Here is a 15,363-nt window from a genome sequence, read left to right on the forward strand (position 1 = left end):
TTGAGGCTGGCGCAGATCGAAGCAGAGATAAGCAGGTCGTTCCGGCGTCGGTGAGCACGAGAGCGGGTTTCGGCTCGACCTTCAATGCCCTTTCTTACCGTGTGAACTTCCCCGCTCCCGGCAGCCTCATATCCCCGACCCATCCAGCAGCGGGACATCTTCTTCGTCCCAGGGGCTGGGCAATGAACCCTTGCTCAGATTGGCTGTCGGCAGCGGCATCCAGCACTTAAGCTCGGGTTCGGCGTATTCAACCACGCGTCCGGGCGACGAGTCGGAAGCACGCCACCCTTCGCTGCCGAACTGGTCGGCTCGAGACCAGTAAGCCAGGTCGACTTCCGCCGGCCCCTGTTCCGACGGCCGAACCGTGACAAGAATTCGGCTGCCATCCCTTGGCGCGCTCGACATGTGACGCCACCGATCGGGCTCGTCCATCGTAATCTCCTCGCGCAATCTGCATCTCGGCTGTCCAGACGAATAGTCGCTTCGCGTACAACGCCGGTCAACCCGAACTTTGCGCAGGACAGTCTGTAGTTGGCAGCCTGCCGGTCTGGCGCGACGTGGGCTCGCGGTCAAACCTTCGCCTTGACTGCCCAGGCTCTGGTTTTCAGGGGAATGGATCCGTCCTTGCCACGCGGCAGACTATCGCGGAGCCTCTCCATCAATCTCTGGCGAGCTACGGGGGCGAGACTCATGCAATAGCCGGGCGCGGGCCCTGCACCCAGGGTGAAGGGGTGCCAGTAGTCTTCAAAGTCCTTGAACACGGCCGGCATTTCAATCCGCGTGGAGTCGATGGAAACCAGGCCCGCCTTCTCAGCGAGATCGGTCAATCCATCTTGTGTGCAAAATGGAAAGCGCCTGTCTTCGGTAAGGTCGATGGCGCCGGGGTCAAGCGCAGTCGCAGCGGTCCAGAAGGCCCGCATGAATTCCACCCCGCCGCCAGGGTAATCCCACACATAGAACCCGATCGTCGCGCCGGGGCGGGCCACCCGCCTCATCTCGGCGAGCGCCTTTTGCTTGTCGGCGATGAAGTTGAGAACGAGCGCCGACACGACCATGTCCTTGCTGCCCGATTCGACAGACAACGCCTGCGCATCGCCTGCGAGAAACTCGACGCGTTCGTCCGGCACGTTTGCACGCGCCTTGGCGAGAAAACCCTCCGATGGGTCTATGGACACCAGGCTGCTGGGGTTGCAGCGCGCCAGGATGGCTGCCGACAGCGCCCCGGTTCCGCAACCCACCTCCAGCCAATCCAGCCCTTCTGCCGGATCGAGCCAATCCAGGAACAGCGGGGCGATCTGACGGCTCCATCGCCCCATATAGAGGTCATAGCTATCTCCGGCCTGCCAAGCGTCGTGACGTGCTGCCTCAGCCATCGCAATCTCCTCCCCGGGACAATTTCAGACATTGGGCCGCAACGAGAATACGTTCGCCTCAACCCCGGGAACAGAGGCATAAGAGTGCGGTTCGGGTTCGAAATGCACAGCAGAGCGATCAGACGCTAGACCTCTCCGGTCCCGAGGGAAATCGCCTGCTGACGCAGGCGATCGATCGGCTGGTTTCCTAGGCCCTCCGGGCCGGTTCGCCGACTATCGCTGCGTTGCGATTCTGGGAAATTCCACCACGTCTGCGGGCGGACGCTTGTACTGGGCTGCGGCAATTGCATCGATCAGAATATCCAGAGCCGCACGAGCCGTGCTGCTCGTCTCGTCATCGCCGCGCAAATAGTGGCAGGCTCGTTCAAGATGGAGGTGGGCGGCGGCAAAGTCGCTAGTCATGGATTCTCCTTTTGCCCGCCGTTCCCCAAGGATGGGCCATTTCGATTTACCCCAAGGCAAATATCCACAGCTGGATTTGAATCAAATATGGCCGGTTAACCGGATCTTCAGCACCTCGAGGCGACCTTGCTGCTGCGGACACGCGTTGAGTTCCGCCTCAGGCAACAGACCCGCTCCGGAGACCGGGGCGGGTTTTTGCTTGAATGTCGCCGGGGCAGAACTTGATATGGCTCGACGGGCGGGAGTCCGCCTTGCGTCCAGATTGGGCCAACCGACTCTAGCATGCCTGACGTGGAAACCAGCCGGGGATGGAGCTACGCGCGCTCTCTTTCGCCCGCCACCAGCAGATCGACGAGGGCGCGCACCGGTCGGCCTAAAGCGCCCGCGAGCCAGCCCGACGCAGCATCAGCCACGGTATCGATGCTACACGTGCGTGCCAGGCTAGGGCAGCCGATGCCCGGCATGGCCCTAGGGACTACTGTTATAGTTGGAGGTATATTAGCGATTTCTTGACAAACGCTCGGAGCTCTGCTTTCCTTGGTTCATTGATAATTAAGTAAGTCGTACGTTTTTTGGGGACGGTGTTCGCATGTCAACCCTGGTTGTTGCGGACCCGCGGGGGGTATATCTCGCCGGTCTGGAGTGGGTTCTGCGGAAGGCTGGCCACAGCGTTGTGGCAAACTGCCATCGCATAATTGACGTTGTCGCGCATGTAGAGCGCCATCGGCCTGATATTGTCGTCATAGGCGTGGACATTGCCGGTCAGCAGACGGCCAGTCTCTCCTCTCGACTGAGAACTATGAACAGCGCGCTGGGCATAATTTTCATCCTGCAACCAAACGGCGGGTTGGGCATCAAGGACATTCAGGAGCTCAACGCCGACGGCTTGCTGCTGGACGGCATCAGCGATAGCTATCTTGTCGAATGCGTAAATGTCGTAGCGGCCGGTCGAAAATGGGTCGACAACAACATCCTCCAGCATCTCCTGATGCCGCGATCGCTGCCCCAGGCCGCACACAAGCTCACAGGGCGCGAGAAGGAAATCGCTGACCTGGTTTCGCGTGGCTTGCGCAACAAGACCATCGCGCAGCGGCTGCATGTTTCCGAAGGCACGGTGAAGATGCACTTGCACCACGTCTACGAGAAGCTCCACCTCGGCAGCAGGGCAGAGCTGGCCTGGGCGGCACATGGCAAAGGCGCTCGGGAATAGGCCACAAGAGCGGCCTTTGTTCTTCACTTTCCGTCAGGCGGCGAGGCCGCCTGCGTCAGCGCGATACCGGCAACAGGCCGGAAATCCCCAGCATATCGATCGCCATACGCCAACGCGGTCATCCGCAAGTGCCTGTCGCGGCTCGACCCTATCGAAGGATGTATATCGTTCGATCAGGTAGGGGCATTCACCATAACACTATCGAACCGAGAATAGACGCGTCCTCTCCATCGGCGAACAATAACAATTGAGGGCCGCCATTCAGTACGCGATCGGGAGGCACCCATGCAGGTGCATTCCGGCGTCATCGGATGTCTCAGGTGACTTTGGCCGGATAGTTCCGGGCACCTGGGGGGTGGATCCTTTTCTTGAAGCGTTTTAAACCAAGGAGAATCTCCATGGCACTCGACATCGTAGCTCAAGACATCATCATCGACGAAACCACCGGTATTCAGGTCGAGGACGATGATGTTAACCCGTTGGATTCGCCGCACAGCACCGACCCCACGCTGCTATATCTCCTAAGCCTCAACGATACCGGCGGGCTGACCTCACCGGAGGTCGCCTTCAAGGAGGACTTCGTGGTGGCCTCGGCGAGCGCCGGGGAAACCATCACCTCGGTCGTTCTCGCCCAGAACTCCTCCGGGACCCCGTTTTCCACCACCGTCGGCGTGAACAGCGGCATTCAGACGGTCGATGGCAATTATGTCTGGCTGTTCCAAGACCCAACTGATCCAAACGTCGTGATCGGCGTCATTGGTACCTCTGACCCGACCGTCGAGCCCGCTGAGACCGGGCCGCTCGCCTTCTCGTTTGCGCTGATCCCCACCAGCGCCACCAATGCGGACCTGTACACGGTCGAGTATGTGCCGTTGCTCCATCCGAACGTGAACAACCCGGACGACCGCATCGATCTGACTGATCAGGTGTTCGCCTCGGTCACGGGGACCTCCGTGGTTAATTTCAGCCAGCTTGGTGACGCCCCTCCTGGACACAACAATTGGTATATCCTCGACGCCGACGCAGCGAGCCCGCAGAAGATTCTTGTCACGGCTCACGACAATGGCGTGCAATCTGAAGTCAACATCAGCACGCAAGGCTTGGGCGTCGCATCTCAAGACGTGCGCTTTGGCCGTGAGCTTCAGATCGACCTGATCAGCGGCGGCACCCAGAGCGCGGGTAAGAACTTTACCAACACGCCAACCGCGCCTGACTACGACACCCACATCGAGAACGTCTCCGGCGCGGGTTTCTCGGTCTCGCAGTCGACGCCGACCAACACCGTGGCTGACATAGAGATCCACGCCTATAATAATAACGACAACGCGGAAGGCGCTAATTTCCCCGGTGATGACAACGATGCGGAGATCAATATCACCGGAGTGACTTTCAAACTGAACGGCGTCGCAACAACAGCCGCGGCCCTGGGCATCACGGTTGATCTCAGCGGCAACGGACTGATCCTTCAGGATGTCGGCGAGGGCGTGACGGTCGATTTCACGACCGCAGGCGGGGCTGGCGGAACCTTTGACCGCTTCACCATCAAGAATATCGACACCGAGAAAGACTATTTCGATGTCAAGGAGGTGCACTTTTCTGGTGCTGTAGCCAACGCCCACAACGAAGAGGTCGGCTCCTTCATCAACTTCGACGACGACGGGCCGAGCATCACGGCAATCGGTGTCCCGCCGGAACTCACGGTGGACGAGTCCAACTTGTCGGTCGACGACAGTGCTGATTTCTCGACTTTCTTCTCCTCGAATGCCGGTGCAGATGGTGACGCCATCAGCTATGCGCTCGGCATCAGTCAGGGCACGAACGATAGCGGCCTGACCGACACCGCAACCGGCCAGTCCGTCCTGCTTTTCGTGGAAGGTGGCAACGTGGTCGGTCGCGCCGGTTCGGCCGCTGGCCCGATCGTGTTCACGGTCAGCGTCAGCGCCGCTGGAGTCGTGAGTCTCGACCAGGCTCGGGCGGTTGTTCACGCGGATATCAACAACCCGGACGACAGCCGGACGTTGGCTGCTGCCGACCTCGTTACCCTAACGGCGACCATCACCGACAACGACGGGGATGCGGCCTCGGCCACGCACAACATCGGCCAGAACCTTAACTTCGAGGACGACGGGCCGACGATCACCACCACCGGCACGGAGCCGACGCTCACCGTCGACGAGACCGTGCTGGGGACCGACGTCACGCAGAGCTTTGCGGCCAACTTCAGCTCGGCCTTCGGCGCCGACGGGGCCGGCACGCTGACCTACGCGCTTGGCCTGACGGCAGGCTCAACCGGCATCGTCGACACGGCGACCGGCGAGGCGGTCGTCCTCTCGCTCAATGGCGGCGTCGTTGAAGGCCGCACCGCCACCACCAACGCCCTCGTGTTCACGGTCTCCGTCAGCGCCGCGGGCAGCGTCACCCTCGATCAGATCCGGGCGGTGATCCATGCGAACCCCAATGACCCCGACGACAGCACGACCCTGGCTGCCGACAACCTGGTCCAGCTCACCGCGACCATCACCGACAAGGACGGGGATGACGAGTCGGCCACCCTCAACATCGGCCAGAACCTTAACTTCGAGGACGACGGACCGACGATCACGAAGCCATTCGACGGTGACCAGAACGCCGGCAACGGTAACGGGACCCACGAGACTCTGGCTAACACGCTCAACGCGTCGGCCACCGGTGCCTTCGGGTACGACATCGGCGCGGATGCTCACACGGCCGCGTTCTACACGGGCGGCGGTTCTGACTTTGTCGACCAGAACGGCGCGCTTGCTGGCGTCCAGATCGGACTCAGCGGCACGATCATCGGCGGTGGCGGAGGTAATGTCCTCACCCCGAACGTGACGCTCGCGTCGGAGAGTCTCACCTCCGCGACGTTCAACTTCACCTTCACCTACGACAGGGACCCGGCGGCTGGCGTCCAGACGGGCACGGCGGGCGGCACACTTGTCTTCGACAAGGTTGCCGACACTTATACCATCAACCTGACCGACCCGCTCGAAGGCTTCAGCTTCGACGTTATCCACACCAGTGAGCTCTTGTCCAAGGAGCCCACGAGCAACACGGGCCACCCGCCGATCGTGGTGGAACGGTTGCAGGCGGATGACCCGAACACGCCGGATGACGAAGACTTCTACGTGCAGTTCACGGGCAACGCGATCAACAACGCCAACCCGTCGTTCAGCTTGACGAACAATGGCGAAGGGTCATCCGCTGACTCCACGTTCAACGGCGTTCCTCCTCACGAGATGGTGAGTAACAACAATGAAACGTGGGTGTCTGCGACGCAGAGCACCAACGGCGTCGCCGGTGACACGATCCAGAAAGGCGAACTGCTCACGTTGCGGTTCTTCAACAGCAACGTCGGTATCGCGGCCGAGGCTACCACCCCGACGGCGACCGCCGGCACCATGGCCATCAAGTTCGACGGCATCGGCAACAGCGAGGACCTGATGCTGATCCTCGACCTGATCGACAAGAACGGTGCCGACAACATCGCCGGCACCGCGGACGACAACTCCACGATCACGCGGGCTGTGTACGTGTCGAACGCCGACATCTTCAAGACGGGTCAGGTCCCGGCCCCGTACAGTAGCGAGTTAACGCTCGACAATAACGACGGCCTCGTAATCATCGAGCAGAACGACTACAACGCAGCCGGCGAAGACTATGTGATGCAGGGTGCGCAGATCATGCAGTCGGGCAACGGGATCACCGGCACTGCGATCGACCTGACTAGGGCGACCGGCGCTGGCGGCGGCAGCAATGCGACCACCAACCTTGTGGCCTTCGACGCCACCGATAACGACGTGCTGAAGATCACGGACATCGGCTTCACCACGACCGTGACCCAGACGCCGGATGCCAACCTCGACTTCGCCTTCCAAGTGGAGGACGCGGACGCGGACCAGACAGCGATACAGCACATACTTGTTGACGTCGCCTGACACTTGTCCAACGGGGGCAGCTAATGCTGCCCCCGTACTGCCACCCGCGATCTGTTGCACGAGATGTCATCCAAATGATGAAAGCCAACCAACAACAGCCCCCTGCCCTGCAGGTGGTGATGAAAGAGGCCAGACGCGCGATCCGGCCGCTTATCTGGTTCAGCGGCGGCATCAACGTGCTGATGCTGACCGGGGCGCTTTATATGCTCCAAGTCTATCAGCGCGTGTTGTCCAGCCACAGCCTGGAGACGTTGGTGATGCTGTCGCTGATGGCTGCAGGGGCACTCGCGACAATGGCGGCGCTGGAGGTGGTGCGCGGGCGTCTTCTGGCTACCGTCGGATCGTGGATGAACGCGCGGTTGGCACCAGTTCTCCTGACCGCCTCGGTAGAATATGCCGCCTCGGCGCCCGGTCACGCCAACGCCCGTCCGCTGCGCGACCTGGATCAAGTACGGAATTTCTTCACCAGCCCGAGCATCTTCCCGATCCTTGACGCGCCTTGGGCACCACTATTTTTCATCGCCATATTCTTTATGCACCCTTGGCTGGGTTGGTTGGCGCTGGTCGGCGGGATCGTACTATTTGCGTTGGCGTTGCTCAACGAACACCTCACACGCAAGCCGCTGACCGAGGCCGCAAGCGCACAGTCGCGGGCATACGTGCAGGCTGAGGCGGCGATCCGCAACGCCGAGGTCGTACAGGCGATGGGCATGTTAAAGCCGCTGCTGGAGGGCTGGAAGGCGCAGCAGGACGAGGCAAACAAAGGACATGTTCTTGCTGCCAACCGTGGCGGCGTCATCGCGGCCATCGCGCGTTGTCACCGGCTGGCCCTGCAAATGGCCATACTGGGCCTTGGTGCTTATCTAGTACTTCGGAACGAGGCTTCACCCGCTATCATGATCTCCGCCGCAATCCTGATGGGTCGCGCGTTGTCTCCGGTCGAGCAAGCGATCGGCACATGGAAGGCGACGGTCGGCGCGCGTGCCGCTTATCGGCGTCTCACCGCAGTCGCCGGACAGCACCCGGAGGCCACACCGGTTCTGCCACTACCACGACCGAAAGGTAAGTTTGAGGCCGACAACCTTGTGCTTGCCCGACAGGGTGGCGAGCATATCCTGAAAGGGATTAACTTCCAGCTCAAGCCGGGCGAAGTAATGGCGTTGATCGGCCCGAGCGCGGCCGGCAAGACGAGTCTGGCGCGAATACTGGCCGGTGCTTGGCGCCCATCCGGGGGGCGTGCGTTACTGGACGGCATGGACGTTGCCCAATGGGTGGCAGAGGACCGTGGTCATTATGTCGGTTACTTGCCGCAGGACATCGAACTCTTCGCCGGTACCGTCTCCGAAAACATCTGCCGCTTCGCGAAGCTCGACCCAGCGGTCTTCAACAACGTGGTCAAGGCCGCGCAGTTGGCGGGAGTTCACGAACTGATCAAAGGACTGCCGAAGGGTTACGCCACCGAGATCGGCGAATCCGGTGCGGTGCTGTCAGGCGGGCAGCGCCAACGCATCGGGTTGGCGCGGGCACTCTACGGCGACCCGGCACTCATTATCTTGGACGAGCCCAATTCCAACCTCGACCGCGAGGGTGAGGACGCATTGATCGCAGCCCTCAGCACGGTCAAGGCGGCGGGCACGACCATTGTCCTGATCGCGCACCGACCGAACATCATGGAGAAGGTTGACAAGATATTGGTCCTCAACCGGGGCCAACAAGACCTCTTCGGTCCACGTGACTATGTCTTCAACGAACTCGCCGCGCGCATCCGCAAGGTGAGTCAGACGCCAACTATAGTGGCGAACCAGGCATGAAAACGAGAACAGATATGAACGTCGTGCCGTTACCTGTCCCGCCACCCTCCGTACTGGAACCGGTACCCCTGCGTCTCACGGGCGTGACGCGCACCGGGTTCGCGATCATGTTCCTGTTCTTCGGCGTGGCCGGGGGTTGGGCGGCGCTGGCACCGTTGGACAGCGCCGCAGTGGCACCGGGCGTTATCAAGGTCGCCGGCGACCGCAAGCTCATCCAGCACCTCGAGGGCGGCATCATCGCGGAGTTGAACGCCGGCAACGGCGATATCGTCAAGGCGGGCAAGGTCCTCATCCGACTCGATAACACACAGGCAAAGGCGCAGCTTGACCTGATCCAGAACCGGATAGCAACGCGTGAGGCGCTGGCCGCGCGTCTCAGGGCTGAGCGTGACGGCAAGGCCGAGATCGAGTTTGATCCGGCATTGCTCGCAAACCCCGCCACCGCCGCAAAGGACGCGGTGGCCGCACAGCGTGACGTGTTCGCGGCGAAGCACCACAACTTGAAGGACGAGCGGGAAATGCTCAGCCAGCGCCGTCACCAGACCGAGGAAGAGATAACGGGACTGGAGAAGCTTATCGTCACCGAGGACAAGCAGATCGAGGCGATCGAGGGTGAAAGCAAAGACCTCGAGAGTCTGCTCAAGAGGGGGCTGACCACCCGCGAGCGGAACCTGTTGCTCAGACGACAACAGCGGGAGATCGAGGGGGAGCGCGCTACCAACGTCGCGGCAATCGCTCGTGCCAGAAGCGCCATGGCCGAGATTGGCATGCAAATCTTGAACCTCGACACAGTGCGGCTGAACGGTGCCGTCGAAGAGTTGAGCAAGGTCGAGGCGGAGTTGTTTGACCTTAGACAAGAGGAGCGTTCCGCTCAGAACGTGCTTACCCGTACCAATGTCGTCGCACCAGTGGACGGCATCGTCATGGAGCTGAAGGTCCACACTGCGGGCGGTGTCGTGAAACCCGGTGAGACATTGATGACAGTCGTGCCGCTCGGACAACAACTCGTGGTCGAGGCTATGGTCAAACCAGAGGATGTCGAGACGATCGCCCCCGGACAACCCGCGCGCGTCAGCTTCCCGGCCTTCGACCGCTACAACCTGCCGCCACTCGACGGCGTCGTGGAGATCGTGTCGGCTGACCGCATGGTGGAGGAGCGCAGCGGGGCACCGTATTTCGCCGCGATCGTGTTGATCGACAAGAGCGAACTGGCCAAGCTGGAGGGCCGTAAGCTGCTGCCGGGCATGTCGAGCGAGGCGATGATCCGGACGGGTGTTCGCACCGTGCTTTCTTACCTCGCCGAGCCTATCACGCAGAATTTCCGCCGAGCCATGCGGGAAAAATAGTCACCTCTACTATCCGAGCGGAAGGCAGAACTCGCCGGCCCTTGCCGTGCTGGTCGACGCGCTGCGCTATTGCGGCCGAGCCGACGTACCTTCATTCACCGAAGCGGTCCGCCGCAAAGGGCGCGAGGCGGTCAGGATCGTCGCGTCCGGCAATCAGGTCGGCGACCAAGCGGGCCGTGATCGGAGCCAAAGTGAGGCCGAGATGACCATGACCGAAGGCATGGATCACCCTGGGGCTACGATGCGACGGACCGATGACCGGCCGGGAATCGGGCAGCGACGGCCGGAACCCGAGCCATTCGGATGAAGACCGACCGAGTTGGGGAAAGAACTGCCTGACACCGCGATCGAGCAGCGCCAGCCGGCGCGGATTTGCCGGCGCTGCAAGCCCGCCGAGCTCGACGGTTCCGGCGACACGCAGCCTGCCAATCATCGGCGTCATGTAGAAGCCGAGATCGACCGGACAGACTGGACGATTGAGCAGAGGCGCTTCGGTCGGGAATTCGAGATGATAACCGCGTTCGGTCTCGAGCGGGATGCTGTCGCCGGCCTGCATGGCCAACGCCCGCGATTGTGCGCCCGCGGCGACCACCACCGTGTTCGCCTTGATGCGAAGGCCGGAACCGATGAGCCTGACACCGTCCGCCTCGACCCGCAGCCTGGTTACACCAGCCTGCGCTACCAACACGCCGCGGGCGGTCCCGGCATGGAGCAGCCGCCGCATCAGTGTCTTCGGATCGGTGACGTTCATCGAGTCCGGGAAATACAGGCCGCTGGCCCCGGTCGTGGGCAGGCTCGGCTCCAGCGCGACCACCTGTTCCGGCGTCAGAACCTCTTGATGGACGCCGAACCCGGCGCGCAGCGCCCTGCCCCCGGCCGCCTTGGCGAAATCGCTTTTGCTGCGATACAGGTAGAGACAGCCGTTGCGGCGCAGCAGGTCGGCCATATCGGCCTCCTTCACCATCTCCTCCCAGGCCGGCAGGGCCTCAGCCAGAAGCCCGGCGAGCGCCAGCGCGTTGGCGCGAGTGGCCGCCGGAAGCGACTGCCGCACAAAGCGGACCAGCCAGGGCGCAAGCTGGAAAAACGCCGGCCAGCGCAATGCGAAAGGACTGTCCGGATCGAGGAGCAGTTTTGGCAATTGGCGCAGCACGGCCGGGTTGCCGACCGGCATGCAGGCATATTCAGCGAGCGTTCCGGCGTTGCCGAACGAGGCGCCGGAGCCGGGCTCGTTGGGGTCGATGAGCAGCACCTCGCGCCCCTCGGCCGCAAGCCGGAGTGCCGTTGCCAAACCGACAATGCCGGCGCCGACTATGGCGACTTCCACGGTTTCCGGTGCTGCCATCCTAGACGAAGCCAGGCAGTTGCAGATGCCCGGCCGCGAGCAGTTCGGCCATGGTGTTCAGGGCCGTGCGCAGATCGTCGAGCGAGCGCGCGGCGCCGACATTGATGCGTACCCCGTGCTGCACCGGCTCGCGCCCAACCGCGAAGGCATCGCCGGGAAGAACAGCAACGCCACGTTCCAGGCAGGTGCGAGCGAAACCCGCACCCCGCCACGGCTCCGGGAGGCGCAACCAGGCATGGGTCGAGGTGGCGTGGCTCTGGACATCGTACCGGCCGAGGATTTCGGTGAGGATGGCCTGGCGCTGGCGAAGCTCCTGCTTCTGGGCTTCGATGATACGCGCCGCCGCGCCCTCTCCTATCAGTCGCGCGCCGATCAGCGCGGTCAGAGGGCTGATGCTCCAGCAGTTGATGCGCAAAGCCGCGGCGACCTGGCCGGCTATGGCGCGTGGCGCGATCACAAAACCGAGGCGCAGTCCTGGGGCAACGCACTTCGACAAGGCACCGATGTGAACCGTCAATTCGGGCTCGAGGCTGGCAAGCGACTGCGGCGGATTGTCCGCCAGCGGGCGGTAGACGTCATCCTCGATGATGAGGACGTTATGGCGACGGGCCACAGCCACCAACTCGTGCCGGCGTTCCTCGGGTAGCGTGATGGTGGTCGGGTTGTGCAGGGTCGGCACCAGGAAGACCGCGCGCGGGCGGAGCTGCGCGCAGGCCGCCTCGAACGCGTCGGCCCGCATGCCGCCACGATCCATGGCGACGCCTCTGAGCTCTAACCCATGCACCCGGCACAATGCATTGATGCCCTGATAGGTCACTTCGTCGGCGAGCACGACGTCGCCTTGCCTGGTCACCGCGCCAAGCACACAGTCCAGCCCATGCTGGGCGCCCGCCACCAGCACCACCCGGCCGGGATCGCCGTCGCCTGCCGCCGGCCGCATCCACTCGGCGATTGCCTCTCTCGCCCATAGCGGCCCCTCAGGCGGGTGATAGTCCTGAAGCGTGACGTAGTGCCGGTCTTTGGACAGGCGCGGCAAAAGCAGCGCCAGCGCGTCGAGATAGGCCGAGGTCGCTGGTCTGTTCACGGAAAGATCGATGACGCCGGTGTCTTCGCTCGGAGCCGACACGAAACCCGGTCCTTCGCCGCCGGTGCGGGCGGCGACCGTGGTGCCGCGCCCGGGCCGCGCTTCGAGCAGCCCGCGCTGCTGCAGCGTCGACAGCGCGCGCGTCACCGTGGTGACGTTGATGCCAAGTGCGCGGGCAATCTCGCGCTGCGGCGGCAGCCGGTCTCCAACGGCAAGCGTGCCGGCTGTAATCCGTTCGGCAATAGCGTCCGCAAGGCGCCGGTAGACCGGGCCTTCATCCGAGGCGAGTTGCAGGTCTTGGAGCATGTGGATTGGCGGTTTCGGTGTGTCGACACTCTGGCTACCGACGCATCTAGCATAAGACAATGCTCCGGACAATAGCACTTGTCCGGTACCCGTTTTCAAAGTCAGCCTGGAAAATCTCACACAATCCCGGAGAAAGCGACTTGACGGGCGAACTTGTCTGCATCTATGGTTCTTTAGCGATTGATTGTGTGAGCATACAAGTTTGGTTTGCCGCTCTTGCGCGGCCGGCGTCATGCGAGACCGACTCATGGATGGCAAGCACCACCCCGTTTCGACAAGCAGCCATTGCCGCCGCTCAACGGATTTCCGTCCGTGATCGCCGAAGCGACAGTCCTGTCAGCCGACAGCGCCGCTGCGGCACCGGACGCCGGCCGGCAGGGATTCGTCGAATTCGTCGATGTCGAGAAATCCTATGACGGCCGGACTTTCGCGGTGACACGGCTGAACCTCGGCGTGGCGCGCGGCGAGTTCCTCACCCTTCTCGGCCCCTCCGGTTCGGGCAAGACGACGACGCTCAACATGCTCGCCGGCTTCGAACGGCCGACCGGCGGCGTCATTACGCTTGAAGGCCGGTCAGTCGACAGGCTGCCGCCCTACGAACGCAACATCGGCATGGTTTTCCAGAACTACGCGCTGTTTCCGCACATGAGCGTCGAGGAGAACGTCGCCTTCCCGCTCTCGGTCCGCAAGATCACCAAGGCGGACGTTGCATCCCGCGTCGGCCGCGCGCTCGATATGGTACGGCTGCGGCAGTTCGGCGACCGGCGGCCGGCACAGCTTTCCGGCGGCCAGCAGCAGCGTGTCGCGCTCGCCCGCGCGCTGGTGTTCGAGCCAAGCCTCGTGCTGATGGACGAGCCGCTCGGCGCGCTCGACAAGAAGCTGCGCGAGCATATGCAGCTCGAGATCAAGCAACTGCACACGATGCTCGGCGTCACCATCGTCTATGTGACGCACGACCAGAGCGAGGCGCTGACCATGTCGGACCGCGTTGCCGTGTTCAACAATGGCGGGATTGCCCAACTCGGTTCGCCTGATGATCTCTACAACACGCCGCAGAACTCCTTTGTCGCCAGCTTCATCGGCGAGAACAACACGCTGGAAGGCAAGGTCGAGCGCGTCTCCGGCAAGGAGTGCCGCGTCACGCTGCATGGCGGCGGTTCGGTCGCCGCGCTGGCCATCGGCGTCGCCGAGGGCGCGGCCTGCCATGTCGCCATCCGCCCGGAGCGGCTCAAGCTCGCGCCCGCTTCGAACGGAGCAAATGCGCTAGCCGCCACTGTCGATGGCCGCATCTATCTCGGGGACCACCAGCGTCTTCTGGCCAGGCTGGAAAACGGACAGGTGCTGACCGTCAAGGTTGGCTCCGAAGCGACCATGGGCAACGGGGAACCGGTCACGGTTTCCTGCGCGCCCAACGACTGCCGTGCCTTTCCGGCCGATGCCGGGACGGGCGGTTCCATCTCGAAAACAGGGGAATAAGAACAATGAAAATCACAAAGGCCCGGCTGTTCGCCTTCGCGGCAGCCACAGCATTCATCACCATGGGACATGCCGCCTTCGCCGACGAACTTTCGATCATGGCCAGCGGCGGCGCCTGGCAGGATGCCCAGCGCAAGGCATGGTTCGAGCCGTTCAGCAAGGAGACTGGGATCAAGATCGTTGAGCAGGAATATCTTGGCGATCTCGGCAAGGTCAAAGCGATGGTCGACACCGGCAACGTGCCGATCGATCTGGTGACGGTCGAGACCGCGACCGTGCTGCAGGGTTGCGACGCCGGCATTCTCGAGCGGCTCGACTATTCCAAGATCGCCCCCCGTGAAAAGTTCATCGAAGGTTCCGCACTCGACTGCGGCGTCGGTCTCGACGCCTATGGCGATGTGCTTGCCTATGACCCCAACGTGCTGAAGGAGGCGCCAACCTCGGTCCTCGACATCTTCGACACGACAAAGTTTCCGGGCAAGCGCGCGATGCGCAAGTTTCCGGCACAGAACCTCGAATGGGCGCTGATGGCCGACGGTGTCGCGCCGGCCGATGTTTACGAGGTGCTGGCAACCCCCGAAGGCGTCGATCGTGCGTTCAAGAAGCTCGACACCATCAAGCAGGACATCGTCTGGTGGGATGCCGGCGCGCAGCCGCCGCAGCTCCTCGCATCCAAGGAAGTGGTGATGACCACCGCCTGGAACGGCCGTATCCAGAACGCCATCGACAAGGACGGGGCGCCGTTCAAGATCGTCTGGAACAACCAGATCCTCGAATACGACATGATCGCCATTCCGAAGGGCGCCAAGAACCCGGAGCTGGCCTACAAATATCTTGCCTATATCAGCCAGCCGGAAATCAACGCCAAGCTCGCCAGCTATATCACTTACGGGCCGGTGCGCATCGATGCAGCTTCCTTTGTCGCGCCGGACGCCCTGCCGAAACTGCCGAACGCGCCTGACCACATGACCGCTTACCTAGTCGCCGATACCGAATTCTGGGGAGACTACGGCGAGGATCTGGTCAAGCGCTTCAACGCCTGGCTAGCGCAGTAGGG

Annotated in this window: 12 protein-coding genes; 6 read left to right on the forward strand and 6 right to left on the reverse strand. The window is 62.5% G+C overall.

The features are described 5' to 3' along the window. Positions 1-126: 126 nt before the first annotated feature. From EOA78_RS10510 to EOA78_RS36985, 4 genes are all read right to left on the reverse strand, one after another. Entirely contained in the window at positions 127-432 is a 306-nt protein-coding gene (locus tag EOA78_RS10510; RefSeq protein WP_023799134.1) for a hypothetical protein, read from the reverse strand. A gap of 137 nt (positions 433-569) precedes the next feature. Continuing rightward, entirely contained in the window at positions 570-1,373 is an 804-nt protein-coding gene (locus EOA78_RS10515; RefSeq protein WP_127315097.1) for a class I SAM-dependent methyltransferase, read from the reverse strand. Between the two features lie 213 nt (positions 1,374-1,586). Next, positions 1,587-1,775 carry a hypothetical protein gene (locus EOA78_RS10520; RefSeq protein ID WP_127315098.1) on the reverse strand — a complete coding sequence of 63 codons (189 nt, stop codon included), beginning with the start codon at positions 1,773-1,775 and terminating at the stop codon, positions 1,587-1,589. Positions 1,776-2,367: 592 nt separating this feature from the next. Next, on the reverse strand, positions 2,368-2,757 hold the full coding sequence (locus tag EOA78_RS36985) for a hypothetical protein (RefSeq protein WP_245477454.1): 390 nt from the start codon (positions 2,755-2,757) through the stop codon (positions 2,368-2,370). Positions 2,758-2,763: 6 nt separating this feature from the next. Here EOA78_RS36985 and EOA78_RS36990 point away from each other — a divergent pair, with 6 nt between their 5' ends. The 4 genes from EOA78_RS36990 (at position 2,764) to EOA78_RS10540 (ending at position 10,098) form a co-directional block, all read left to right on the forward strand. Continuing rightward, positions 2,764-2,985, forward strand: a complete 222-nt coding sequence (locus tag EOA78_RS36990) for a helix-turn-helix transcriptional regulator (RefSeq protein ID WP_245477455.1) — start codon at positions 2,764-2,766, stop codon at positions 2,983-2,985. Positions 2,986-3,383: 398 nt separating this feature from the next. Further along, positions 3,384-6,941 carry a DUF5801 repeats-in-toxin domain-containing protein gene (locus EOA78_RS10530; RefSeq protein WP_127315100.1) on the forward strand — a complete coding sequence of 1,186 codons (3,558 nt, stop codon included), beginning with the start codon at positions 3,384-3,386 and terminating at the stop codon, positions 6,939-6,941. A 77-nt stretch (positions 6,942-7,018) separates the two neighbouring features. Continuing rightward, positions 7,019-8,752, forward strand: a complete 1,734-nt coding sequence (locus EOA78_RS10535; RefSeq protein ID WP_127315152.1) for a type I secretion system permease/ATPase — start codon at positions 7,019-7,021, stop codon at positions 8,750-8,752. A 14-nt stretch (positions 8,753-8,766) separates the two neighbouring features. Then, a complete protein-coding gene (locus EOA78_RS10540; protein ID WP_245477456.1) occupies positions 8,767-10,098 on the forward strand; it encodes an HlyD family type I secretion periplasmic adaptor subunit in 1,332 nt (443 codons plus the stop codon). Positions 10,099-10,189: 91 nt separating this feature from the next. Here EOA78_RS10540 and EOA78_RS10545 read toward each other — a convergent pair whose 3' ends face one another. Beyond that, positions 10,190-11,440, reverse strand: coding sequence for an FAD-dependent oxidoreductase (locus EOA78_RS10545; protein ID WP_127315102.1), 1,251 nt, complete (start codon positions 11,438-11,440; stop codon positions 10,190-10,192). A 1-nt stretch (position 11,441) separates the two neighbouring features. Beyond that, entirely contained in the window at positions 11,442-12,830 is a 1,389-nt protein-coding gene (locus EOA78_RS10550) for a PLP-dependent aminotransferase family protein (RefSeq protein ID WP_127315103.1), read from the reverse strand. Between the two features lie 333 nt (positions 12,831-13,163). On the opposite strand from EOA78_RS10550, the gene EOA78_RS10555 reads away from it, so the two are divergent. Then, complete coding sequence (locus EOA78_RS10555) at positions 13,164-14,306, forward strand: ABC transporter ATP-binding protein (protein WP_164783715.1); 1,143 nt, start codon at positions 13,164-13,166, stop codon at positions 14,304-14,306. Positions 14,307-14,311: 5 nt separating this feature from the next. Continuing rightward, on the forward strand, positions 14,312-15,361 hold the full coding sequence (locus EOA78_RS10560; protein ID WP_127315105.1) for an ABC transporter substrate-binding protein: 1,050 nt from the start codon (positions 14,312-14,314) through the stop codon (positions 15,359-15,361). Positions 15,362-15,363 lie beyond the last annotated feature (2 nt).

It is taken from the genome of Mesorhizobium sp. M5C.F.Cr.IN.023.01.1.1 (assembly GCF_003997585.1).
Lineage (GTDB): Bacteria > Pseudomonadota > Alphaproteobacteria > Rhizobiales > Rhizobiaceae > Mesorhizobium > Mesorhizobium wenxiniae.